Below are 22,862 nucleotides of genomic sequence, written 5' to 3' on the forward strand. Positions count from 1 at the left end.
CCCGCCCCTGTGACGCGGCTCGCCCGTTCGGCACGGCTTGTCGTATCTCATATCTGAGATACCGTGTTCGCCATGGAGACGGACTACAAGGGTCGCATCGGAAATCTCATCCGCGACGCGCGCAAGCACCGTGGGCTCACCCAGCACCAGCTCGCAGAGCTGCTCGCCACCAGTCAGAGCGCGATCAACCGGATCGAGAAGGGCCACCAGAACCTCTCGCTCGAGATGCTGGCCCGCATCGGCGCCGCGCTGGACTCCGAGATCGTCGCCCTCGGCGCCGGACCCACGCACCTGCGGGTGACCGGCCCGACGACGCTGTCCGGCTCGATCGAGGTCAAGACCTCGAAGAACGCCGGTGTCGCCCTGCTCTGCGCCTCCCTCCTCAACCGCGGCCGCACCACGCTGCGCAAGGTGGCCCGCATCGAGGAGGTCAACCGCCTGCTCGAGGTGCTGACCTCGTTGGGCGTCCAGACGCGCTGGCTCAACGACCAGAACGACCTCGAGATCATCCCGCCGGCGGTGCTCGACCTGACCAAGATCGACGAGGAAGCGGCTCGCCGGACCCGCTCGGTGATCATGTTCCTCGGCCCGCTGCTGCACCGCAGCGACAGCTTCGACCTGCCCTACGCCGGCGGCTGCAACCTCGGCACCCGCACGGTCGAGCCGCACATGTCGGCACTGCGCCCCTTCGGCCTCGAGGTCAAGGCGACCGACGGGATGTACCACGCGGCGGTCAACCGGGCCGTCGAGCCGGTGCGCCCGATCGTGCTGACCGAGCGTGGCGACACCGTCACCGAGAACGCCCTGATGGCGGCCGCCCTGCACCCGGGTGTCACCGTCATCCGCAACGCGTCCTCCAACTACATGGTCCAGGGACCTGTGCTTCTACCTCCAGAAGCTCGGCGTCGCGATCGAGGGCGTCGGCAGCACCACGCTGCGTGTCACCGGTTGCGAGAGCATCGACGTGGACGTCGACTACTCCCCCTCCGAGGACCCGATCGAGGCGATGTCGCTGCTGGCGGCGGCGATCGTGACCAAGTCGTCGATCACCATCACCCGGGTGCCGATCGAGTTCCTCGAGATCGAGCTCGCCACACTGGAGGAGATGGGTTTCCGCTACTCCCGCACCGAGGAGTACGTCGCGGCCAACGGCGCCACCCGCCCGGTCGACCTGACGACCCATGCCAGCGACCTGACCGCTCCCCCGGACAAGATCCACCCGATGCCGTTCCCGGGCCTCAACATCGACAACCTCCCGTTCTTCGCCGCGATCGCGGCCGTCGCCGAGGGCCAGACCCTGCTGCACGACTGGGTCTACGAGAACCGCGCGATCTATCTCACCGAGCTCAACAAGCTCGGCGCGCAGGTGAAGCTGCTCGACCCGCACCGGGTCCTCGTCGAGGGCCCGACGCACTGGTCGGGCGCGGAGATCGTCTGCCCGCCGGCACTGCGCCCGGCCGTGGTCATCCTGCTGGCGATGCTCGCCTCCAAGGGCACCTCGGTGCTCCGCTCGACCTACGTCATCCACCGCGGCTACGAGGACCTCGCCGAACGTCTCAACCTCCTCGGCGCCAACATCGAAACGTTCCGTGACATCTGAGGCTCTGCTCAGGGCGTACGACGAACAGCTCCGCCGCGAGGCCGAGGTGCTCACCGCAACGGACGTCTCTCTCGACGGACCGCTCGTCCGAGGGCGCTTCGACCGGGGCGGGTTCGTCAGCTATCGCGACCTCGACGGGCTCACCGGCGAGAGCCTCGACGACCTGATCAGAACGCACCGTGGCCCACTTCCGCGACGAGACCGACGTCGACGAGCTCGAGTGGAAGACCCGCGGACACGACGCGCCGGCCGACCTGCCCGAGCGACTGGTGGCGGCCGGGCTGCACGCCGAGCCTGAGGAGACGGTCATGATCGGTGAGGCGTCCGCGCTCGCCGTACCCGTCGAGGTCCCGGCCGGGGTGACCGTGCGGCGCCTCGATCCCACCAAGCACGCGCACGTCGAGGAATGGGTGGCGGAGGCGGAGGGTTCCGTCGTCGCAACCGGCCGGCTCGAGGTCGTGCCCGGCACCGAGTTCGCAGGGCTGTGGGGCGGCGCGACGCTCGAGCAGTGGCGCGGTCGTGGGATCTACCGCGCCCCGGTGTCAGCGCGGGCCCAGTCGGCGATCCAGCGCGGCGTGCGCTACCTGCACTCCGACTGCACCGAGATGTCGCGCCCGATCCTCGAGCGCTCGGGTCTGTCCAGAGTCACCACCACCACTCCTTTTGTGTGGCGGCGCTCTCCCACCGTCGACTGACCACAGCCATACTGCTCGCGTGAAACGTCGCTACCTCGACCACGCCAGCGTCCCGGCCTTCGCCCACCGCGGTGGTTCCTACCACCCCGAGATCGAGGGCCCGGAGAACACGATGGCGGCCTTCAGCCATGCCGTCGCCCTCGGCTACGACTACCTCGAGACCGACGTCCACGTGACCAGAGACGGCGTCCTGCTCGCCTTCCACGACGACGTGCTCGACCGGGTGACCGACAAGACCGGCAGCATCGCGGAGACGTCGTACGCCGATGTGCAGGCCGCCCTCATCGGGGGACGCGAGCGGGTGCCGACGCTGGCCGAGCTGTTCGAGGCCTTCCCGGACGTGAAGTTCAACATCGACATCAAGTCGGCCGGCTCGGTGCCGGCTCTCGCGGACTTCATCTCCGAGCACGATGCCCGGGACCGGGTGCTCGTCGGCTCGTTCTCGGGACGCCGGCTCAACCAGTTCCGCCGGCTCACCGACCGGCGAGTCGCGACGTCGGCACATCCTCGCGAGGTCGCGGCCTACGTCCTGTCCCCCTCGGCGGCGCTGGCCCGGCTGCTCACGCCGGGGCGACCCGACGCCTTGCAGGTCCCGCACCGCCGGGGGCGACTCACCGTGGCGTCGAGGGGCGTCATCCGTCGCGCGCACGCCAACGGCGTACAGGTGCATGTGTGGACCATCGATGAACAGGCGGAAATGATCGAGCTGCTCGACCGTGGTGTCGATGGCCTGATCACGGATCGCACCGACATACTCTGCGACGTGCTGCGATCCCGCGGCCAATGGGAGGACAAGTCATGAGCAACTCGGTTCCCGGCGGGATCGCCGACCTCAGGCCGCTCGAGGAGGAGAAGGAGCAGAAGGCCTGGTACTGGTACGACTGGGCCAACAGCGCCTACACGACCACGATCGGCACCGTCTTCTTCGGGCCCTACTTCATCAACCTCGCCGAGAACGCGGTGGGCGAGAACGGCCGGTTCCACGTCGGGCCCTTCTCGATGCCCCCGGGATCCCTGTTCTTCTGGCTGATCACGGCCTCCACGATCCTCTCGGCCCTCATCCTGCCGCCGCTGGGCGCCTACGCGGACCGCACGGCCAACAAGAAGGGCATGCTCGCCTTCTTCGCTCGGACCGGCGCCGCCTTCGCCGCCCTGATCTTCTTCGCCACGGGCGACAACTGGCAGCTAGCGGCCGTCGGGATCGTGATGGGCAACCTGTGCTTCAGCGCGGCCGGGGTCGTCAACGACTCGATCCTGCCGCTGATCTCCGACGAAGCCAACCGCGACCGCGTCTCGTCGCGGGGCTGGGCCTTCGGCTACCTCGGCGGCGGCCTGCTCCTCGTCGTCAACCTCGCCGTCTTCCTCGGCCACGACGCCCTCGGCCTCGAGGAGGGCTTCGCCGCCCGTCTGTGCATGCTGTCGGCAGCGGTCTGGTGGGCAGGGTTCACCGTCATCCCGTTCCTGCGGTTGCGCAATCACCAGCCTGCCGACATCGAGCCAGTCGAGGGCAACGCGATCGTGCGCAGCTTCGGCCAGCTCGCCGCGACACTGCGCGAGATGAAGAACTACCCGATGGCCCTGACCTTCCTGCTGGCCTACCTGTTCTTCAACGACGGCATCCAGACGGTCATCGCGTCCGCCAGCGTCTACGGCGCCGAGGAGCTCGGCCACTCCCAGACGATCCTGATCGCCACCATCTTGATGGTGCAGTTCGTGGCCTTCTTCGGAGCGCTGCTCTTCGGCCGGCTGGCGGCCCGGCAGGGCGCCAAGAAGACGATCCCGGTGGGGCTGGGCATCTGGTGCGTGATCGTCACGATCGCGCTCTTCCTGCCCGCCGGCAACGTGCCGTTGTTCTTGATCCTCGGCGCCGCCATCGGCATCGTCCTCGGCGGCACCCGGGCCCCTGGCCCGCTCCTACTTCTCGCTGCTGATCCCGCGCGGCAAGGAGGCTGAATACTTCAGCTTCTACCACGCGATGGACCGCGGCACCTCGTGGTTCGGCACCGCCACCTTCGCGCTCGTGCTGGCCATCACCGACTCCTACCGTCCCGCGATCTTCGCGCTCATCGCCTTCTTTGTCGTCGGCGGCTTGCTGCTGACGCGCGTCGACACCGAACGCGGGATCCGCGAGGCCGGAAACGACGTCCCGGCCGTCGTCTGAACGCTCGTCCGAGACGGACTTCCGTGAACTGGCTCACCCCGCAGGGGTGAGCCGGGTCTCTGGATTCCCCGGAACCTTGCGCGCACCGCTAACGTTGATTGAATCGAGACGTAATCGCCGGCCTTCCCGGCGTCAGGACACGCCAGTCCGCCCGTCTCTCTACCGTCCACATCATCCGGACGGTTTTCATCAGCACACTTGGAGGTGGCTCAATGGCGGAGCGCACGCTACGCGGCGCACGGCTCGGCGGCCAGAGTTTTGAGGACGAGCGCGGCATCGAGTTTGCCGCTCGTCAGCAGGTCGGCTACCGCTGCGACCACGGTCACGAGTTCGAGATCACGATGTCCGTCGAGGCCGACATCCCCGCAAACTGGGAGTGCCCGCGCTGCGGCGCGAAGGCACTCAGCACCGCCGGCATCCTGCCCGAGGTGAAGGTCGAGAAGCCGGCTCGCACGCACTGGGACATGCTCCCGGAGCGCCGTTCGACCCGGGGAGCTCGAGGACATCCTCAAGGAGCGCCTCGACCTGCTCCGTGGCGGTCAGATCGGTCCGGCGCACCTGCACCGGGCCAACGCCAAGAAGCGCAAGGCAGCATCTGCCTGACCCGCCCCAACACCGGGAAGGCTCAGTGCCAAGAAGCGCAAGGCAGCATCTGCCTGACCCGCCCCAACACCGGGAAGGCTCAGTGCCAAGAAGCGCAAGGCAGCATCTGCCTGACCCTCCCCGCACCGGGAAGGTTCAGTCGACCACTTCGCCCTCCACCACGGACCCGTCAGGGTTCGGGTGGGGGGCGTTGTTGATTTCCGGGGCCGGTTCGAGGCATGTACGCCGCCGCGCCGGCGCCCACCAGCCGGCGGGTCACCACCCCGGTCAGTGCCCGGCGGGCCGGGGGTCGCGTGAACGGCAGGATCAGCACGATGCCGAGCAGGTCGGTGACGAAGCCCGGGGTCAGCATGAGCGTGCCGCCGATCAGGATCAGCGCGCCGTCGGCCAGCTCCCCGGCCGGCATCTGGCCGCTGTTCAGCGCACTGCGCAGGGCTGCGAAGGCGCGACCGCCCTCCCGTCGGATCAGCCAGGGTGCCCGGGATGCTGTCGGCGATCAGCAGCAGGATCGTCCACCACGCACCGATCACCTGCCCGACCCGGATGAGCACGAAGATCTCGACCGGGGGCACGACCACGAAGGCCACCGGGAGCAGCCAGCCGGGGATCCTGCGTCGCGTCATGCGGTCCTCCCGCGTGAGCCCTTCCGGCCCTTGCGCCGGTGCAGCGCCCGGCGCACCTGCTGACGGCGCTCGTGCAGGCCCCAGACGGTGATCTTCTTCAGCGACTCGCTGGCGACCCGGCCGCTCATCTTGGAGTCGCCGCGCACGCGCTCGATGAACTCGATGGGCACCTCGGCGACGGCGAGCCCGGCCATGATGGTGCGGTAGGCCATGTCGGTCTGGAAGACATAGCCCGTGGACGTGACGGACGCGAGGTCGATCTTCTCCAGCGTGTGCTTGCGGAAGAGGCGGAAGCCGGCAGTGGCGTCCTTCACGCCCATGCCGAGCAGCAGCCGCACGTAGATGTTGCCGCCGCGCGAGAGGAGCTCGCGTCGTCGTGGCCAGTTCACGATCGAGCCACCGGGCACGTAGCGCGAGCCGATCACCGGGTCTGCCGAACCGAGCGCCGTCAGCAATCGGTGCAGCTGCTCGGGCTGGTGCGAGCCGTCCGCGTCCATCTCCCCCGATGACGTCGTAGCCCTGCTCGAGTGCCACCGCGAAGCCGTGGAGGTAGGCGGCGCCAAGGCCCCCCTTCGCCGTACGGTGCAGGACCTGCACCCGGGGATCGGCGGCCGCCAGCGCATCGGCGATGTCCCCGGTGCCGTCGGGCGAGTTGTCGTCGACGACCGGGATGTCGACGTCGGGCTGCGCCGCGCGCAGTCGCCCGACGATGAGCTCCGGGTTGGTGGCCTCGTTGAAGGTGGGGATCACCATCACAACTCGACCAAGCTCGGCTGTGCTCACTGGTCTCCCCTCACGTGTTCAGGTTGTGGTCAGGCGAATCTTGCCGTTCCTTCCGACGATACGTGACCAGAATGAATGCAAGAGAAACAATCGTGGCGCCCACGATGACGCGACCCGGCCACGGCCCCAACCACACGGCCGGGGTGAGCTCGTCCGCGAGGGTCACGTCCCCGACCACGACGCTGCGGGTGCGGGGGCGACCGACTCGACGACATTGCCGTCGGGCCCGATGATCCCCGAGAGGCCGTTGATGGCGGCGACGACGACGTAGCGCCCGGTCTCGATCGCCCGCAGCCGGCTGATCTCGAACTGCTGGTCGATCTGGGCGGTGTTGATGAACATGGCGTTGCTCGTCTGCACGGTGATCAGTTGTCCGCCATTGGCGACCCGGCCGTGGATCGCATCGTCGTAGGAGACGTCGAAGCAGATCGCGTCGGCCACCCCCGGCACCGGCGATCCGCAGCGGTTCGAGGCTCGTCCCGGCCGCCATGTCGCGTGGGATCAGCGCGAGCTGGCCATAGGTGTCGGGGATGAACGAACCTCGGTAGGGGATGTATTCGCCGTACGGCACGGGATGGCGCTTCGTGTAACGGTCTCCCCCGCCGACCTCGGGCTGCCAGACGATCCCCCGGTTGAGGACTTCCTTCTCCCGGCTCGAGTTGACCATCCCGCCGACGAGGATCGGCACCCCGATCGCGTCCGAGGCCTGCGTGATCTCCGCGCGGGTCTCGACATCGGTGAAGGGGTCGACGGCGGTGGAGTTCTCCGACCAGACCACCATGTCAACCGGCTCCCCCGACTCGGCCAGCTCGACCGTCGTGTCTGAGAACGCTCGGGTGATCTCGCGGTAGTGCGCCAGCACGTCCGTGCCGTCGCCGGGCACGTCGGCCTGCACGGCCGCGATCGTCATCGTGCGTCCCCGCTCGAGGTCGTACGGCGCCAGCGACGGCACGCAGGTCACGGCGACCAGCGCAGCAGCGCCCGGGGCTGCGGCCACCGGGCGCCGGAGCCGGGTGGTCAACAGCCGGGCCGGGAACGTGCCCGTCAAGGCGATGAGCAGGCTGGCGCCGGTCATCCCGATCCACGGGAGCGTGGCTGCCCACGCCGTGTCGGCGGTGGCGAAGGACAGACGACCCCGTGTGAGGCCGCCGAACGGCCGGGCGCCGCGCCCGGTCTCGACGCTGACCCGGGCGAAAGCGGTCCACACCGGCCACCCGCGCAGGCGGGTGACGGCGGCGATCGCCATACCCAACGGGGCGAAGTAGATCGACTGCACCACGGTGAGTGCTCCCCACGCGTCCGGCCCGACGACGCGCAGCCACCACAGGAGACCACCGAAGAACGCCAGTCCGAACAGCCACCCGATGAGGGCGCCCGCCCGCAGGCGACGGCCGCGGACGCAGAGCACGAGGATCGCGATCCCGACCGGCATGGCGGGCGCGAACCCGACTGGCGCGAAGCCGGCCGACAGCACCACTCCGCCGAGCAGGGCAGCGACGCAGCGGATCAACACGCGCACACGCTAGCCGCTCGCACCTGCAGTGGAACGGGAGGTGCGCACACCCTTCGGACCAACCCACTGAACGCTGGCTGCGCACGGCGGGAAGTTGTCTACGGAGCGAGCGCCCCTCCCGTGTCCACCCTCATGGTGCGAGACCGACCTCCGTGAACCAGAACGGCTGAGGATGCTGGCACCACACCCCCCGATCCGGCCACTCGGACGTCGGTCCGCCATCCATGATCTGCACGGGCGGACCACGGAACACTGACTCCGAGAAGTCCGCCTGTCAACGGCCCCCTGACCTGCGACAACGCGTCTTCGCAGGTCAGAGCCGCGCCTGCACGGCGCAAGTTCCTTGGAAAAACATCGGAAAATCGGCGTGTCGGTGCATGACACGCCGCAAGATCTACTCGTTCGATGGCGTCGGCGGGACGACCACGGTCCCGGTGGCCGTCGTGGCCACCTCGGGAGGCGACAGCGTGCTGGCCGCGCCGGGCGCCTCGGGCGTCGCTGCGCCGCGCGCGACCACGCTGACGACGAAGTCCATGACCCGGCTCCGGGTGCCGGCCCGGACCAGGGGTGGCTGTGATCTCGAGGACATCGCCGGCGCGCACGGGCGCCTTGAACTGGACGTCGGAGTAGGACGCGAAGAGCCCCTCATCGCCGTCCAGCTGGATGCACAGCTCGGTGGCGACGTCGCCGAAGAGGCCGAGGCTGTAGGCGCCGTCGACGAGGTTGCCGGCGTAGTGCGCGTGGCTGTAGGGGACGTAGCGGCGGTGCGTGACGGTGGTGCCGATGCGGCTGTCGCTCATGAGGCAGTCCCGGTGGTGAGGCGGTGGACGATGAAGGAGGCGACCTCGCCGGGTGTCGTGCCACGGCTGAAGACGCGGTCGACCCCGAGCTCGTCCGCCATCGTCTCATCGAAGCGCGGACCACCGACGACGAGCAGCGGACGCTTGGCGGCCGGGTAGGACTCGCGGAAGGCCGCCGACATCTCGCGGGTGTTGAGCAGGTGCGCGTCGCGCTGGGTGACGACCTGCGAGACGAGGACGGCGTCGGCCTTCTCCTCGCGGGCCGCCTCGACGAGGTCGGGCACGGAGACCTGTGCGCCCGGGTTCACGACCTTGACCTCGCGGTAGTACTCCAGACCCTTCTCCCCCGCGAATCCCTTGATGTTGAGGATCGCGTCAATGCCGACGGTGTGGGCGTCGGTGCCGATGCAGGCACCGACCACGACCATCCGGCGACGCAGGGTCCGCTTGATGGACGCGTTGGCCTCCTTCGGCGTCAGCAACGGGTAGTCGCGCTCGACGATCTCGACCTTGCTGGGATCGACGAGGTGGTTGACCCGGCCGTAGACGACGAAGAACGTGAAGTCGGGACCCATCGCCTTGGAGTGGACGACCATCGCCGGGTCCATGCCCATCTTGTTGGCCAGCTGGGCCGCGGCTCCCTCGGCGACCTTGGAGTGCGCCATCGGGAGCGTGAAGGACAGCTGGACCATGCCGTCGCCGGTCGTGTCGCCGTACGGACGAATGAGGCTCATCGGTCGCCTTCCGGGATCTCGGTGGCGGGGTTGTAGTAGTCGCGGGCCTTCTTCGCGACGCCGTCCAGCCCGCGGCCCCTGTCGGCGGGGCGCTTCATCAGGCCGAAGGTGCCGTCGGCGATCGCGTCGAGCAGGCCGTCGGGGTGGCCCTCGATGTCCTTGAGCAGCTGGATGGAGTCGCCCGGGACCTCCCGGGGCCCGGTTGACGATGAAGCCGCCCGGTTTCGGGGAGAAGTCCTCGTGCAGGTTGCCGGCGGCGTTCATGACGTAGCGGACGTTCTGCAGGGCGAGGTCACGGTCGGAGAGCCGGGGCGTCACCACGGCTTCGGTCATCATCCCGACGAGCAGGATGCCCCGGTCGGTCAGGGCACCGACGAGGTTGAAGAAGCCGTCGAGGAGATAGCCCTTGAACACGTCGCCGGTCATGTGGCGTGTCGGCGGCATCCACTTGAGCGGCGCCTTCGGGAACAGGTCGCGCGCGAGCATCGCGTGGGCGAGCTCGAGGCGGAACGAGTCGGGCACCTCGGGGTCGATCTCGAACGCGTGGCCGAGGCCGAGCTGCCAGTCCTCGAGGCCGGCCTCCTTGGCGAAGTACTCGTTGAGGAGCTGGCTGGTCGTGACCGTGTGCGCGGCGTCGACCGCGTCGGCGGTGGTGAGGTAGTTGTCCTCGCCGGTGTTGATGATGATGCCGGCGCGGTGGACTCGGCGGCTGAAGCGCTGGTCGACAAAGGTGCGGATCGGGTTGATGTCGCGGAAGAGGATCCCGTACATCGAGTCGTTGAGCATCATGTCGAGCCGCTCGAGGCCGGCCAGTGCCGCGATCTCGGGCATGCACAGGCCACTCGCGTAGTTGGTCAGCCGGACGTGGCGGCCGAGCTCCTTGCTCGTCTCGTCCGGGGCCGCACGCATGAGGCGGAAGTTCTCCTGCGTGGCGTAGGTCCCGGCGAAGCCCTCACGGGTCGCGCCCTCCGGCACGAAGTCGAGCAGGCTCTGGCCGGTGCTGCGGATGACGGCAATGACGTCGGCGCCCTCGCGGGCGGCGTTCTGCGCCTGCGGGATGTCCTCGTAGATGTCGCCGGTGGCGACGATGAGGTAGATCCATGGCTTGCGCGGTGCATCGCCGACCTTGGCGATCATTCGCTCGCGCTCGACGCGACGCCGGTCGATCTGCTTGATGCCCTTCGCGACGGCCTTGTGGGCCGCGGCTCGTGCCCTCACCTCGTCGCTGCCGTCCGGGAGGCGGAACGTGATCGAGCCGGCGGAGGCCTTCTGCGCGAGCGTCTCGAGGTCGTCGGCCTCGCCGCGGACCAGCGCGTCCCACACCGGGAGCGCCGGGCCGTGCTCGAGACCCACGTCGGCGCGCACCACGTCGGCGAGCCGGTTGACCCGGGGCGTGCCCTCGGAGTCGGCGCCGGCCAGCCCTGCGAGCCGCAGAGTGGCGCGCTCGACGGAGACGGTGGTGTGCTTCTTCGCGGTGTTGACGATCGGCTTGCCGACGCGTCGCGCCAGCGTGCGCGCCTCGCGGATCTGCGCGGTGTCGAGGCCGAGCTTGCCGGTGGTCTTCACAGCCGGCCCTCGAACAGTCCGCGCACTCCGGCGTTGCTCCGCAGGAGCTCCATGGCGTACGCCGCATGGCCGGGCACATAGCCGTTGCCGACGATCATCCGGACGTCGGCGGCCGGGCCCTCCGCGCCGAGCGCCGCGGCCGAGAAGGAGGTGGCCATCGAGAAGAAGATGACGGTGCCGCGCTCGGCCGTGGCCGGGGATGGCACCGCCCTCGCAGCCCGGCACGTCGACGCAGACGACCGTCACGTCGGCCGGTCCGCCGGCCTCGGGCCACCGCGTCGCGCAGGGCGATCGGGTTGCGAGCGTCGGCGACGACCACCTCGTCGGCCAGCCCTGCGCCTCGCAGTCGCTCCGCCTCCGCCTCCTGCGGAACGATCCCGATGAGGGCGTCCGGCGCCGGCCCGGCGAGCCGCGGCGAGGCTGAGGGAACCGGACTTGCCGCCTCCTCCGATCACGGCCACTGTCGGCTCGACGTAGTCCGCGACCACGCGCGGGTGAGCGCGGGAGCACCACAGACGTCCATGACGCTCAGGGACAGTGCCGGGTCGAGGTCATCGGGAATGACGGCCGCGATGGAGCGACCGAACAGGACGGCGTACCCGTCACAGGGGACCTGCTCGCTGAGGCCGTCCCACTGCTTCAGCTCATCCTCGAGGACGAGCGGGGTGAGGGGTGAGGCTGACCAGAGTGGCGATGCGGTCGCCGACCTTGAGGCCGAGCGTCGACTCGGGGCCGACCTCCTCGACGGTGCCGACGAGCATGCCGCCGGAGCCGGTCACCGGGTTGTGCATCTTGCCGCGGGTGCTCACGATCTCGAGGACCTCCGCGCGGACCTTGTCCCCGTCATGGGCGTGCTTGCCCTCGAGCTGGCGGAAGGACGCGGCGTCGAGGTTGAGCTTCTCCACGCGCACCCGGACCTCGTCGGGCCACAGCTCTGCGCTCGTCTCGAGCCGCTGGGCTGCCTGAGGCAGCACCACGACCTCGTCCAGGACACGGTGCAGGCCAGTGGGATCGCTGGTCGAGTCGCGGGACATCCGCTCGTCCTCCGTCATTTGGTAACCGATACAGGAGATATTGCGGCGCGTCATTGGACTTGCCGGATAATCTCCTCGTATCGTGTCAGATGAGGCGCGGCTCACACAACTGACGCGCCGACCCCGTCACTCGCCCTTGGAGCAACCATGAGCCTCGACACCGCAACGCCGGACCTCCGCGTTGATTCCGGTCAGCCCTACCCCTACCAGCGCGTCGAGCTCGTCGAGCCCGACTGGACGCGGTTCCCGGGATGGCGAGACGTCACGGCCGAGGACTGGGCGTCCGTGCAGTGGCAGCGTGCGCACTGCGTGAAGAACGTGAAGCAGCTGCGCGAGCTGCTCGGTGACTCGGTGGACGAGCGGTTCTACGCCGACCTCGAGCGCGACCCGGGCCGAGCGGGCCACGATGTCGATGCTGGTGCCGCCGCAGATGATGAACACGATGGTGCCTTCCGTCGTGCCGTCGGGGGCTGGCTCTCTCACTGAGGCCTTCTACGCCGACCCGATCCGCAACTACATGATCCCGGTGTTCAGCGATCGCCGTACGGACTGGTCGTCGCACCCGCACGCCACCCGCGACTCGCTGCACGAGCACGACATGTGGGCCACCGAGGGGCTGACGCACCGCTACCCGACGAAGGTGCTCGCCGAGCTGCTGCCGACGTGCCCGCAGTACTGCGGCCACTGCACGCGCATGGACCTCGTCGGCAACTCGACGCCAGTGATCGAGAAGCTGAAGTTCGCGGGCAAGCCCAACGACCGCATCGGCGACATGATCGACTACCTCAAGCGCACGCCGTCGGTGCGCGACGTCGTCGTCTCCGGTGGCGACGTGGCCAACATGCCGTGGCCCCGCCTCGAGGCGTTCCTGACCTCGGTCCTCGAGGTCGACAACATCCGCGACATCCGCCTCGCTACCAAGGCGCTCATCGGGCTCCCTCAGCACTGGCTGCAGCCCGAGGTCGTCGACGGCGTCGGTCGCGTCGCCGCCATCGCCCGCTCGCGCGGGGTCTCCTTGGCGATCCACACGCACGCCAACCACGCGAACTCGGTGACGCCCATGGTCGCCGCTGCCACGCGCGCCATGCTTGATGCGGGTGTCCGCGACGTACGCAACCGGGGAGTGCTGCTCAACGGCGTCAACGCCGACGGCGACACCCTCCTCGACCTGTGCTTCCGGCTGCTCGATGGCGCGCAGATCATGCCCTACTACTTCTACATGTGCGACATGATCCCGTTCTCGGAGCACTGGCGGGTGTCGGTCGCCGACGCGCAGAAGCTGCAGCACCACATCATGGGCTACCTCCCCGGCTTCGCGACGCCGCGCATCGTCTGCGACGTGCCGTTCGTCGGCAAGCGCTGGGTGCACCAGCTGGCGGACTACGACACCGAGCGCGGCATCTCCTACTGGACCAAGAACTACAAGACGTCCATCGAGGCCTCCGACTCCGAGGCACTGTCGCGGACCTACGAGTACTACGACCCGATCCACACCCTCCCCGCCGCCGGCCGGCCCGGTGGGAGAAGCACGGGCGCCTCGACGAGACCGCGCTCAAGGCCGCCGAGATGGCCGAGGCGTCTCGCCGTACCGCCGCGCTGCAGGCCCGGTAGGTCCCCGGGTAGGCCGTCGGACTTCCCTGACAGGTGGTGGAGTCCCCGGATATCCGGGGACTCCGTCACGTGTAAGGCGTTGCAGAGGCTGTTGCTAAATCGCCGGTCCGGGTACGTGACCTCTGAGCGCTGTGCCGAAATACTGGGGCCATGGCTCGTTCGTATCGTCCGGTTGATCGTGATCAGCAGTTTCTGATGCCTCCCTCGTTGCGTGAGTGGTTGCCGGAGGATCACCGGGTGTGGTTCGTGTTGGGGGTCGTGGAGGAGCTCGACACAAGCGGTTTCCATGCCCGGCACCCGAAGGTCGGTCCGGGGCGCCGCGCGTTCGATCCGGACCTGCTGCTGGGAGTGCTGGTCTATGCCTACGCGGTCGGGGAACGTTCCTCGCGACGGATCGAGACGCTGTGCGGTGAGCACGTGGCGTTCCGGGTGTTGTGCGGGCGCGATGTGCCCGACCATACGGTGATCTCCCGGTTCCCGCGCGACCCATGAGGACCGGTTCGCTGAGGTGTTCGCGCAGGTGCTGGTGCTGTGCGGGCAGGCCGGGATGGGCAGACTCGGCACGGTCGCGATCGATGGCACCAAGATCGCCGCGAACGCCTCGATCTTCGCCAACCGGGCCGAGGACTCACTGCGCGCTCAGGCCGACCGGATCGCCCGCCAGATCGCCGCCGAGGCTGCCGCGGCCGACGCGGCCGAGGACGAGCTGTACGGCGACAAGCACGGTGATGAGCTGGCCCCCGAGTTCGCCAACCCGGCCACCCGCGCGGCCGCGATCAAGGCCGCGCTGGCCGAGATCGAGAAGGAGAAGACCAAGCAGGCCGAGGAAGCCGCCGATGAGGCCGAGCGACGCGCACAAACCCGGCAGGTCCGGGCCGCGGCCCTGCGTGAGGAACTTGCCGCGGCCGAGCGGGAGGCCGCGGCACGGGTCGCGGCCCGGGAGGGCGTCCGGGAAGCGGCTCGCACCCACGGCACGCGCCGCCCCAGCGGGCAACGGCCACAGTTGGTGTCATGGAAGGTCCGCCGGCTGCGCGAGCGGCTGGCAGCCCTTGAGCGTCGCGCGGCCACCGCGGCTCCCCACCCCCGCAAGAGCATGGGCCGTGCGAGCACCCGGAAGGCGAACTTGACCGACCCGCAGAGCCGGGTCATGAACACGCGTACGGGCTGGGTGCAGGGCTACAACGCCCAGCTCGCGGTCACCGCCGACCACCTGATCCCGGCGCTGATGCTGACCCGGGCGCCCACCGACATGGACTGCCTGCAACCGATGATGAACGCAGCCCAGAGCGCCGCGAGGACCATCGCCCACACACGAGCCGACGACGGCGGTGACGATGAGATCGGGCTGGTCCCGGCCGATGCCGGCTACTGCTCGATGGACAACCTCACCGCCCCCGGACCCAACCGGCTCATCGCCACCGGCAAGGACCGACGACTCGCCGACGAGGCCGCCGACGACCCGCGGACCGGCCCACCACCGCCCGACGCGAGCCCGCTCGAACGCATGCGGCACCAGATGAAGACACCCGAAGGACTCGCCGCCTACGCCCACCGCGGCGCAACCGTGGAACCAGTCAACGCACACCTCAAAGACCAGACCGGACTACGCCGCTTCAGCCGCCGAGGACTCGCCGCGGCCACCAGCGAACTCAACCTCGCCGCCGCAGTCGTGAACCTGCTCAAGCTCCACCGCCACACCACCGCAGCACTGGCCACCTGACGAGATCGGCCGGGCGCGCGCCCGGCCGACGACCCTCAACACCGCCATCGCCGCCATCCCCACGCGCCGACGTACCGAAATCAAACAGCAACAGCCTCTGCAACGCCTGACACGTGAGGGAGTCCCCGGATATCCGGGGACTCCACCACCTGTCAGGGAAGTTCGACATTAGCCGAGAGGGCGGTTCTCGTACGGCGTCGAGAGCACGATCGTCGTCCGGGTGGACACGTTCGCGGCGGAGCGGATCCGGGCGAGGAGATCCTCGAGGTCGCGCGGGGTGGGGACACGGATCTTGAGGATGTACGACTCCTCGCCGGCCACGGACCAGCAGGACTCGATCTCGGGGATCTCGACGAGCCGCTCGGGGTAGTCGTCGGGCTGGGAGGGGTCGATGGGTGTGATGGAGATGAAGGCGGTGAGCGGGCGACCGAGCTGCTCGTGGTCCACCCGGGCGCCGTACCCCTTGATCAGGCCCTTGGCCTCGAGCCGCTTCACGCGCTGGTGCACGGCGGAGGTGGACAGGCCGGTCGCCTTGCCCGTGGTCGGTGAACGACATCCGCCCATCGGTCCCGAGCAGGGACAGGATGAGGCGGTCGGTGTTCTCCACGGCTGGGGTCGTCACGCGCTCAGAGTAGCGATGGATCGTGCAAGGATCCGGTTGTGACCGCACAGCGAATGATGCTTCTCGACACGGCCTCTCTCTACTTCCGCGCATTCTTCGGCGTCCCGGACTCCGTGCGGGCTCCCGACGGCACTCCGGTCAACGCCGTGCGCGGGCTTCTCGACTTCATCAGCCGGCTCGTCGAGGAGTACCAGCCGACCGACCTCGTCTGCTGCTGGGACAACGACTGGCGCCCGCAGTGGCGCGTCGACCTGATCCCGTCCTACAAGGGACACCGCGTCGTCGCCGTACGCACTGATCGACCGGACATCGAAGAGGTCCCCGATCCGCTCGAGGCCCAGATCCCGGTGATCATCGACGTCCTCAACGCGTTCGGCATCTCCATCGTGGGCGCCGATCACTACGAGGCCGACGACGTCATCGGCACCCTCGCCACCACCGCGACCATGCCCGTCGACATCGTCACCGGCGATCGCGACCTCTTCCAGCTCGTCGACGACGCGGCGCAGGTGCGCGTCCTGTACGTCGCCCGCGGGGTCGCCAAGCACGAGCGCATGACGGAGCACACGGTCGTCGAGAAGTACTCCGTCCTCCCCCAGCAGTACGCCGACTTCGCCACGCTCCGAGGAGACGCGTCCGACGGCCTGCCCGGCGTGGCCGGGGTCGGCGACAAGACCGCGGCCAGCCTTCTCCTGTCGTACGGCGACCTGTCGGGCATCCGAGCGGCCGCGGCCGACCCCGGGTCGGCGCTGGGGCCCGGCCCGCGAGGCAAGCTCATCGCGGCGGCGGACTACCTCGACGTCGCACCCACCGTGGTGGCGGTGGCGAAGGACATCGAGCTCGGCACGCCGGACACGGTGCTCCCGACCATGCCGAAGGACCCCGCGGCGCTGGCAGTCCTCGCCGAGCGATGGGGACTGAGCAGCCCGGTCGCGCGCCTGACCGGGGTGCTCGCCGGTCGATGAGCGACGACGGCACCCTCGTCGTCCGCGTGACGATGAACCCGACGCTGCGAAGGGTCGCGTTCGCGAACACCACCCTGTACGTGCTCTGGTGCGCCGTGGTGATCGTGCCGGCGCTCCTGTTCCTGTTCACCCGGCCGGAACCGGCGGGCGCCGTCATCTCCGTCATCGTGATCGCCCGGTGCAGCCGGGTGATCTGGAGCATCGTCCCGTCGGCGAGGAAGAAGTACCGAGCACTCTCGATGGGAGTCCCGACGCTGCGGCTCGACGACCTCGGCGTCCGCGTGCGCGACGTACCCATGAATCTCGACGGTGCGAGCTCGGCATGGGCGGACTGTGCCGCCGTGGTGGTCAGCAAGGCACCCAAGGGCCCGGAGTGGCCGGTGCAGCCCGCTCGCTACGTGCAGTTCGTGCCGGTGAGCGAGGACCGCGTGGCGACGCACGGGGCCACGCGCGGTGACGTCCGGAAGAAGCTGCTCGGCCTCACGCAGACCGCCGCCGCGCTCGCCCGGCTCGAGCTACCCGGCGTGCGACCCGACGCGGACGATGTCGTCGCCCTGGATCAGGGCACGTCGGCCGCAGACGAGGCTCGTCGGCGCCGGTCACTCCGTCACGGACGAGTAGGCCACGACCCCCGCTTCAGCGCGTGCACCGCGTCGCGGGCGGTCTTGCGCAGAGGCGTGTCACCGGCAGCGTCGGCGACCCGGCCCGCGAGGTCGAGGAGCTGCTTCATCCAGCGGACGAAGTCACCCGCCGCGAGGTCGGTGGCACCGAGCACGTCGTCCGAGGTCGTCACCCTCCGCCCAGCGATAGGCCGCCCGAGGCGAAGCCGAAGTCGGGCTCACGCAGGAACTCCAGCTTGTTGTCGCGCTCCGGGGCGTCCAGCTGTCCCCAGACACGGACCGTCTCGACGAGCGCCTCCGCGGACCGCACCGCCGGGCACCCCAGGCGCGGATGCGTCATCGGCGCGCCGCGCCTCGTAGACCAGCGACGAGAGCACCGCCGCCAGCTCGGACGCGGTCAACGAGTCCCAGAGGCCTTCGCGCAGCGACTCGGCCGCCACCGGGTCCATGTCGGTGTAGATCCGCCGCAGGTGCCGCCCGCGCTCCGTGACGGTGTCGCCCTCGAGATATCCCAGCGCGGTCAGCACGCTGCAGACCCGGTCGAAGGTGCGCGCCACCGTGTTGGTGCGCGACTCGACCCGGCGCTTGAGCGTCTCCGCGTCGCGGCCCAGCTTGAAGGACCGCTCCGCCCAGCGCGCATGGTCCTCGCGCTCGGGGCACTGGTGGCACGGGTGCTGCTTCATCCGGGTGCGGAGCTCGGCGATCTCGCGGTCCACCGGCGAGTCGGCAAACGACTCCACGGATGTCGTACGGCGCGGGGGCGGCGGCGTCAGGTTGTGTGTCTTGGTCCGCAGCGCCGAGGCGAGGTCTCGTCGCATGGCCGGGTTGCGACCGTTGAACGACTTGGGCAGTCGCATCCGGGCCAGCGCCTCGACCGGGGTCTGGAAGTCCATCGGCGCGAGCCGGCGCGCCCGGGCGGTCCGCGGTCAGGACGTAGGGCCGCTGCTCGTGGCTGCTGATCCCCGGGTCGAGGATCACCGCGAAGCCGGCGAACTTGCCGTTGGGCACCATGATGATGTCGCCGGGCTTGAGCCCGGCCAGCGACGCGATGGCCTCGTCGCGTCGATCGGAGCGCCGCTCCCGGGACGCCCCCTTCTCGACCTCGGAGATGCGACGGCGCAGTGCGGCGTACTCCATGAAGTCGCCGACGTGGCAGGTCGCGGCCTCGTTGTAGCCCACGATCGCCTCCTGTGCCTTCTGCAGCTGGCGCGCCAGCCCGACGACGGCACGGTCCGCCCGGAACTGCGCGAACGACTGCTCGAGCAGCTCACGGGAGCGCTCCCGGCCGAACTGGTGCACGAGGTTGACGGCCATGTTGTAGGACGGGCGGAACGAGCTGCGCAACGGATAGGTGCGGGTCGAGGCGAGTCCGGCGACCTCGCGGGGGTTCATCCCGGGCTGCCACAGCACGACGCCGTGGCCCTCGACGTCGAGGCCACGGCGACCGGCGCGCCCGGTGAGCTGGGTGTACTCCCCCGGCGTGATGTCGGCGTGCGTCTCGCCGTTCCACTTCGACAGCTTCTCGATCACCACCGTGCGCGCCGGCATGTTGATGCCGAGCGCCAGCGTCTCGGTCGCGAAGACCGCCTTGACGAGCCCGCGGAGGAAAAGCTCCTCCACGCAGGACTTGAACGTGGGCAGCATCCCGGCATGGTGGGACGCCACGCCGCGCATCAGCCCGTCGAGGAACTCGTGGTAGCCGAGGACCTCGAGGTCGTCCTCGGGCAGGTGCCGGCACCTCTCCTCGACGTACGCGAAGATCTCCTTGCGTTCCAACTCGTTGTTGAGCCGCACGTTGGCCGAGAGGCACTGCGTCACCGCGGCGTCGCAGCCGACGCGGCTGAAGATGAACATGATCGCCGGCAGCAGACCCTCGGCGTCGAGGCGCTCGAGCACCTCGACGCGGCTCGGGATCCACACACGGCGACCGTTGCCCACCTGACGTGGGTTCTTCGACGACCCCGGCTTGCCCTTGCGGGCCGACTTCCGGTCGCGCATCAACCGGGAGCTGGCCCAGTCGTCGCGCGCGATCCGGACCAGCTCGTCGTTGACCGGCGCGCCTTCCTTCACGAAGCCGGCGCTGGCGTCGACGTCGGAGGACGCGAAGAGGTCGAACAGCTTGCGACCGACCATGACGTGCTGGAAGAGAGGCACGGGTCGGCGTTCCTCGACGATGGTGGTCGTCTCACCGCGCACGGTCGCCAGCCACTCGCCGAACTCCTCGGCGTTCGACACGGTCGCCGACAGCGACACCAGCGTGACCGACTCCGGGAGGTGGATGATCACCTCTTCCCAGACGGCTCCGCGCATCCGGTCGGCGAGGTAGTGCACCTCGTCCATCACCACGAAGCCGAGGCCGAGCAGCGTCCGCGAGCTGGCGTAGAGCATGTTGCGCAGCACCTCGGTGGTCATCACCACGATCGGCGCCTCGCCGTTGACGACGTTGTCGCCGGTCAGCAGGCCCACCTTGTCCGGCCCGTAGCGCGCGACAAGGTCGTTGTACTTCTGGTTGCTGAGCGCCTTGATCGGGGTCGTGTAGAAGCACTTGCGTCCGGTCTCGAGCGCCGGGTGTACGGCGAACTCCCCCACGATCGTCTTGCCGGACCCGGTCGGAGCAGCCACGAGGACACCGCGACCGTCCTCGATCTCTGGCACGCTCGCAGCTGGAAGTCGTCGAGCGGGAACTTGTACAGGTCCGTGAACGAAGCCATGACGCTCACGCGAACACCCCCAACGCGCCCGGCTCGCACGTGATCGTCAATGGCAGCTCGCCGAACCGCTCGCCGTCGGCGTAGGTGACGACCCCCGCCGCGGCGACCGTCACGCTGCGGACGCGGTGGTGCTCGTACTCCGGCTCGCCGACGTGGGTGCCGGAGAAGAGCTTGGGATAGGTGCGGATCAGCCCGGGCTTGGTCATCGTGTTGATGATGACCACGTCGAGGAAGCCGTCGTCGAGCAGGGCCCCTTCGGTGATGCGGAGCCCTCCGCCGTACGACGTGCCGTTGCCCACAGCGACGAGCATCGCCTCGCGCTTGAGGGAGACGCCGTCGAGGTCGAGGGTGAAGGTCATCGGGCGGAAGGTGCGCAGCTCGGCGAGGGTGGCGACGTTGTAGCGCATCTGGCCGCGCGGCCGATCATCTCGTTGGCGCGCTCGTTGACGATGGCGTCGAAGCCGGCCGCCGGGACCGTGACGAAGTAGCGAGAACCGGCGCGCGCCGGGTCGACGGTGCGGATGCGGGAGCCGATCACGCGGTCGGCCGCCGCGACGGGGTCCTTGCGCGGCAGGTCGAAGTAGCGAGCGACGTCATTGCCGGTGCCGGCGGGGATGATCCCGAGCGGGATGCCGGTCCCGGCGAGTATCTGGGCGGCGAGGTGGACGAGCCCGTCGCCGCCGCAGACCACCAGCGCTTCGACGCCGTCGGCGGCACTGGCCTTCGCCGGGTCGAGTGCCTCGTCGGCGTCGCGGCCCTCGAGGTTGCGCACGACCAGTCCGGCGTCGCGCAGGCGCGGCAGGGCGGCCTCGCGGTAGCGAGCGCCCTTGCCCTTGCCCGACGTTGGATTGGTGAGAAGAGCGATCTCGCGGGCCATGTCACCGACCCTATCCAGCGTCAGCGACGACCCTGCTTCTCCGCGCCGATGCGGATCAGGGCAGCCATGTTGTCGGGCGAGCCACCGACGGCCCGCGCCAGCCCGGCCGGGGTGTCGAGCACCCGGTCGGCATCGAAGCGGGTGCCCGGCGCGGCGAGCACCGGGCGGTCGGCGTACGAACCGAGAAGGACCTGCCCGTGCCGCCACGCCCGGTGGGCGCGCAGTCGTGAGTCGTCGTCGGTGACGGGAGCTGGGTAGGCCTCGTCGACGGCGAGCAGGTCGCAGCCCGGGACGTGGTCCCCCGAGACGATGCGACCCGCGACGAGGTGCCCGTTGCGCAGGCCCTCGTCGGCGTGCCAGACCACCCGGCCGATGCCGAGCCACTCGGGCAGGTCGAAGGGATCGACGTCGATGATCGGCGTGGACTCCATGCGCGCCACTGTGTCAGATGGGTGAGAGCTCGTCGGGTGACAGTCCCGCGTTGGGCTTGCAGGGCCGCCTTGCGACGGTCGTTGTAGCGGGCGATGACCTCGGAGATGAGGTAGAGGACCAGCATCGGCACGGCCATGAAGGTCATCGTGAACGGGTCGGCCGACGGGGTCGCGACCGCCGCGAAGACGAAGATGCCGACGACGATCCATGGCCGGTGCGCGCCCAGCTGCTTGCCGGTGACCACGCCGGCGAGGTTGAGCATCACCACGAAGACCGGGATCTCGAACGCCGGGCCGAAGACGAGCAGCGTGCGCGTGAAGAACTGGAGGTACTCGTTGAAGTCGACGAGGTTGGTGACGCCCTCTGGGTTGAGCCCGATCAGGACCTCGAGGCCCTTGGGCAGGGTGACATAGCCGAGCACGATGCCCGCCGGGAACAGCGGACCGGCGATCGCCACGAAGATTCGCGACCACTTCCGCTCGCTGGCGTGCAGGCCCGGCAGGATGAAGGCCCAGATCTGGTAGAGCCAGTACGGCGCCGTGGAGACCAGCGCAGTGAAGCCGGCCAGCTTGAGATAGAGCATGAGACCACCGGCAGCGCCTCCGGTCGTGGCTTGGGTGGTCCCCTCGGGCAACCGCTCGCGCGCCTGCATGTAGGGCCCGACCACGAGGTCGTAGAGCGGATCGAAGAAGTAGAGCGCGAGGCCGACGGCCGGGATCATCAACGTTCCGGCGCGCAGCACGCGGGCGCGCAGCTCCCTCAGGTGGTCGCCCAGCGCCATCCGGCCCTCAGGGCCGACAGGGTGCGCGGGCTTGGCCGAGTAGAGACGGGCGAACCGTCCGACGAAGCTCACAGAGGTGGTGTCGTGGTGTCCGGGTCAGCCCCGGTGCTTGTCAGCGCGGAACTCGGGGTCGACCTCGGACTGGATCGTGGGCTCGGCCTGCGTCGTCGAGGTCGGGGGCAGCTCGGACGGCGCCGTCGGGGCGGCCTTGTCGTCATCGTCGTCGCGCAGGCCCTTGGTCTCGGTCTTGAAGATCCGCAGGGCTCGGCCGGTGCCGCGGGCGAGCTCGGGCAGCTTGGCCGCACCGAAGACCAGGATCACGATCGCGAGGATGACCAGCCACTCCGCGCCCTGCGGCAGGCCAATCAAGGGGTTGATCATGAGTTGCTCCAAAAGTCGGGGACGGCTGCG

At 69.3% G+C, this 22,862-nt stretch carries 25 protein-coding genes and 4 pseudogenes; 12 read left to right on the top strand and 17 right to left on the bottom strand.

Annotated elements, in window-relative coordinates; all coding sequences use genetic code 11:
• Nucleotides 1-72: 72 nt before the first annotated feature.
• The 6 genes and pseudogenes from LP418_RS25860 (at nt 73) to LP418_RS25885 (ending at nt 5,059) form a co-directional block, all read left to right on the top strand.
• Nucleotides 73-1,600: pseudogene (locus LP418_RS25860) on the top strand (helix-turn-helix domain-containing protein).
• A 179-nt stretch (nt 1,601-1,779) separates the two neighbouring features.
• Nucleotides 1,780-2,295, top strand: coding sequence for a GNAT family N-acetyltransferase (locus tag LP418_RS25865; protein WP_257954220.1), 516 nt, complete (start codon nt 1,780-1,782; stop codon nt 2,293-2,295).
• Between the two features lie 19 nt (nt 2,296-2,314).
• Nucleotides 2,315-3,097 carry a glycerophosphodiester phosphodiesterase gene (locus tag LP418_RS25870; protein WP_257954221.1) on the top strand — a complete coding sequence of 261 codons (783 nt, stop codon included), beginning with the start codon at nt 2,315-2,317 and terminating at the stop codon, nt 3,095-3,097.
• Entirely contained in the window at nt 3,094-4,248 is a 1,155-nt protein-coding gene (locus LP418_RS25875) for an MFS transporter (RefSeq protein WP_257954222.1), read from the top strand. The genes LP418_RS25870 and LP418_RS25875 overlap by 4 nt, the downstream gene beginning before the upstream one ends.
• Nucleotides 4,226-4,456, top strand: coding sequence for an MFS transporter (locus LP418_RS25880; protein WP_257957191.1), 231 nt, complete (start codon nt 4,226-4,228; stop codon nt 4,454-4,456). The genes LP418_RS25875 and LP418_RS25880 overlap by 23 nt, the downstream gene beginning before the upstream one ends.
• Before the next feature lie 212 nt (nt 4,457-4,668).
• Nucleotides 4,669-5,059: pseudogene (locus tag LP418_RS25885) on the top strand (RNA polymerase-binding protein RbpA).
• 169 nt (nt 5,060-5,228) lie between these two features.
• On the opposite strand, the gene LP418_RS25890 reads toward LP418_RS25885, so the two are convergent.
• The 9 genes and pseudogenes from LP418_RS25890 to LP418_RS25935 form a co-directional block, all read right to left on the bottom strand.
• Nucleotides 5,229-5,528, bottom strand: a complete 300-nt coding sequence (locus LP418_RS25890) for an FxsA family protein (RefSeq protein ID WP_336276140.1) — start codon at nt 5,526-5,528, stop codon at nt 5,229-5,231.
• Nucleotides 5,529-5,544: 16 nt separating this feature from the next.
• Nucleotides 5,545-5,682: pseudogene (locus tag LP418_RS25895) on the bottom strand (FxsA family protein); the annotation flags it as partial.
• Nucleotides 5,679-6,179, bottom strand: a complete 501-nt coding sequence (locus LP418_RS25900; RefSeq protein ID WP_336275827.1) for a glycosyltransferase — start codon at nt 6,177-6,179, stop codon at nt 5,679-5,681. The gene LP418_RS25900 and the pseudogene LP418_RS25895, both read right to left, overlap by 4 nt.
• An 88-nt stretch (nt 6,180-6,267) precedes the next feature.
• Nucleotides 6,268-6,435: pseudogene (locus LP418_RS31685) on the bottom strand (glycosyltransferase); the annotation flags it as partial.
• A gap of 40 nt (nt 6,436-6,475) precedes the next feature.
• Complete coding sequence (locus LP418_RS25905) at nt 6,476-7,978, bottom strand: apolipoprotein N-acyltransferase (protein WP_257954223.1); 1,503 nt, start codon at nt 7,976-7,978, stop codon at nt 6,476-6,478.
• 98 nt (nt 7,979-8,076) lie between these two features.
• Nucleotides 8,077-8,778: a hypothetical protein gene (locus tag LP418_RS25910; RefSeq protein WP_257954224.1), complete on the bottom strand. Its 702-nt coding sequence runs from the start codon at nt 8,776-8,778 to the stop codon at nt 8,077-8,079.
• A complete protein-coding gene (locus LP418_RS34710; protein ID WP_442940025.1) occupies nt 8,775-11,078 on the bottom strand; it encodes a lysine 5,6-aminomutase subunit alpha TIM-barrel domain-containing protein in 2,304 nt (767 codons plus the stop codon). The genes LP418_RS25910 and LP418_RS34710 overlap by 4 nt, the downstream gene beginning before the upstream one ends.
• On the bottom strand, nt 11,075-11,284 hold the full coding sequence (locus LP418_RS25930; protein ID WP_257954225.1) for a hypothetical protein: 210 nt from the start codon (nt 11,282-11,284) through the stop codon (nt 11,075-11,077). The genes LP418_RS34710 and LP418_RS25930 overlap by 4 nt, the downstream gene beginning before the upstream one ends.
• Before the next feature lie 438 nt (nt 11,285-11,722).
• Nucleotides 11,723-12,112 (bottom strand): hypothetical protein, encoded by a 390-nt coding sequence (locus LP418_RS25935; protein ID WP_257954226.1) that lies wholly within the window; start codon nt 12,110-12,112, stop codon nt 11,723-11,725.
• Nucleotides 12,113-12,259: 147 nt separating this feature from the next.
• Between LP418_RS25935 and LP418_RS25940 the strand changes: the two genes are divergently transcribed.
• From LP418_RS25940 to LP418_RS25955, 4 genes are all read left to right on the top strand, one after another.
• Nucleotides 12,260-12,598, top strand: a complete 339-nt coding sequence (locus LP418_RS25940; protein WP_257954227.1) for a hypothetical protein — start codon at nt 12,260-12,262, stop codon at nt 12,596-12,598.
• Nucleotides 12,555-13,919 (top strand): KamA family radical SAM protein, encoded by a 1,365-nt coding sequence (locus LP418_RS25945; RefSeq protein ID WP_257954228.1) that lies wholly within the window; start codon nt 12,555-12,557, stop codon nt 13,917-13,919. Before LP418_RS25940 ends, LP418_RS25945 begins: the two co-directional genes overlap by 44 nt.
• Before the next feature lie 62 nt (nt 13,920-13,981).
• Nucleotides 13,982-14,215 (top strand): transposase, encoded by a 234-nt coding sequence (locus tag LP418_RS25950; protein ID WP_257954229.1) that lies wholly within the window; start codon nt 13,982-13,984, stop codon nt 14,213-14,215.
• A 16-nt stretch (nt 14,216-14,231) separates the two neighbouring features.
• On the top strand, nt 14,232-15,443 hold the full coding sequence (locus LP418_RS25955; protein ID WP_257954073.1) for a transposase: 1,212 nt from the start codon (nt 14,232-14,234) through the stop codon (nt 15,441-15,443).
• Nucleotides 15,444-15,611: 168 nt separating this feature from the next.
• Here the strand turns inward: LP418_RS25955 and LP418_RS25960 are convergent, their stop codons facing one another.
• Nucleotides 15,612-15,950, bottom strand: coding sequence for an Lrp/AsnC family transcriptional regulator (locus tag LP418_RS25960; RefSeq protein WP_257954230.1), 339 nt, complete (start codon nt 15,948-15,950; stop codon nt 15,612-15,614).
• Nucleotides 15,951-16,103: 153 nt separating this feature from the next.
• Here LP418_RS25960 and LP418_RS25965 point away from each other — a divergent pair, with 153 nt between their 5' ends.
• Both LP418_RS25965 and LP418_RS25970 read left to right on the top strand, forming a co-directional pair.
• A complete protein-coding gene (locus LP418_RS25965) occupies nt 16,104-17,030 on the top strand; it encodes a 5'-3' exonuclease (RefSeq protein ID WP_336275828.1) in 927 nt (308 codons plus the stop codon).
• A gap of 88 nt (nt 17,031-17,118) precedes the next feature.
• A complete protein-coding gene (locus LP418_RS25970; RefSeq protein ID WP_257954231.1) occupies nt 17,119-17,487 on the top strand; it encodes a hypothetical protein in 369 nt (122 codons plus the stop codon).
• A 150-nt stretch (nt 17,488-17,637) separates the two neighbouring features.
• On the opposite strand, the gene LP418_RS31690 is transcribed toward LP418_RS25970, so the two are convergent.
• The 7 genes from LP418_RS31690 to LP418_RS26000 form a co-directional block, all read right to left on the bottom strand.
• A complete protein-coding gene (locus LP418_RS31690) occupies nt 17,638-17,823 on the bottom strand; it encodes a hypothetical protein (RefSeq protein ID WP_336275829.1) in 186 nt (61 codons plus the stop codon).
• Nucleotides 17,824-17,868: 45 nt separating this feature from the next.
• Nucleotides 17,869-18,099 (bottom strand): hypothetical protein, encoded by a 231-nt coding sequence (locus LP418_RS31695; RefSeq protein WP_336275830.1) that lies wholly within the window; start codon nt 18,097-18,099, stop codon nt 17,869-17,871.
• Nucleotides 17,987-20,305, bottom strand: a complete 2,319-nt coding sequence (locus LP418_RS25980) for a DEAD/DEAH box helicase (RefSeq protein WP_257954232.1) — start codon at nt 20,303-20,305, stop codon at nt 17,987-17,989. Before LP418_RS25980 ends, LP418_RS31695 begins: the two co-directional genes overlap by 113 nt.
• A 61-nt stretch (nt 20,306-20,366) precedes the next feature.
• Nucleotides 20,367-20,768, bottom strand: coding sequence for a hypothetical protein (locus LP418_RS25985; RefSeq protein WP_257954233.1), 402 nt, complete (start codon nt 20,766-20,768; stop codon nt 20,367-20,369).
• Nucleotides 20,717-21,238, bottom strand: a complete 522-nt coding sequence (locus tag LP418_RS25990; protein WP_257954234.1) for a diacylglycerol/lipid kinase family protein — start codon at nt 21,236-21,238, stop codon at nt 20,717-20,719. The genes LP418_RS25985 and LP418_RS25990 overlap by 52 nt, the downstream gene beginning before the upstream one ends.
• Before the next feature lie 55 nt (nt 21,239-21,293).
• The gene (gene tatC / locus LP418_RS25995; protein ID WP_257954235.1) at nt 21,294-22,523 is read right to left on the bottom strand and encodes a twin-arginine translocase subunit TatC; all 1,230 of its coding nucleotides are present in this window, start codon (nt 22,521-22,523) and stop codon (nt 21,294-21,296) included.
• Between the two features lie 24 nt (nt 22,524-22,547).
• Entirely contained in the window at nt 22,548-22,832 is a 285-nt protein-coding gene (locus LP418_RS26000; RefSeq protein ID WP_257954236.1) for a Sec-independent protein translocase subunit TatA, read from the bottom strand.
• Nucleotides 22,833-22,862: the final 30 nt, after the last annotated feature.

The sequence above is a fragment of the Nocardioides sp. B-3 genome (assembly GCF_024703895.1).
GTDB lineage: Bacteria > Actinomycetota > Actinomycetes > Propionibacteriales > Nocardioidaceae > Nocardioides.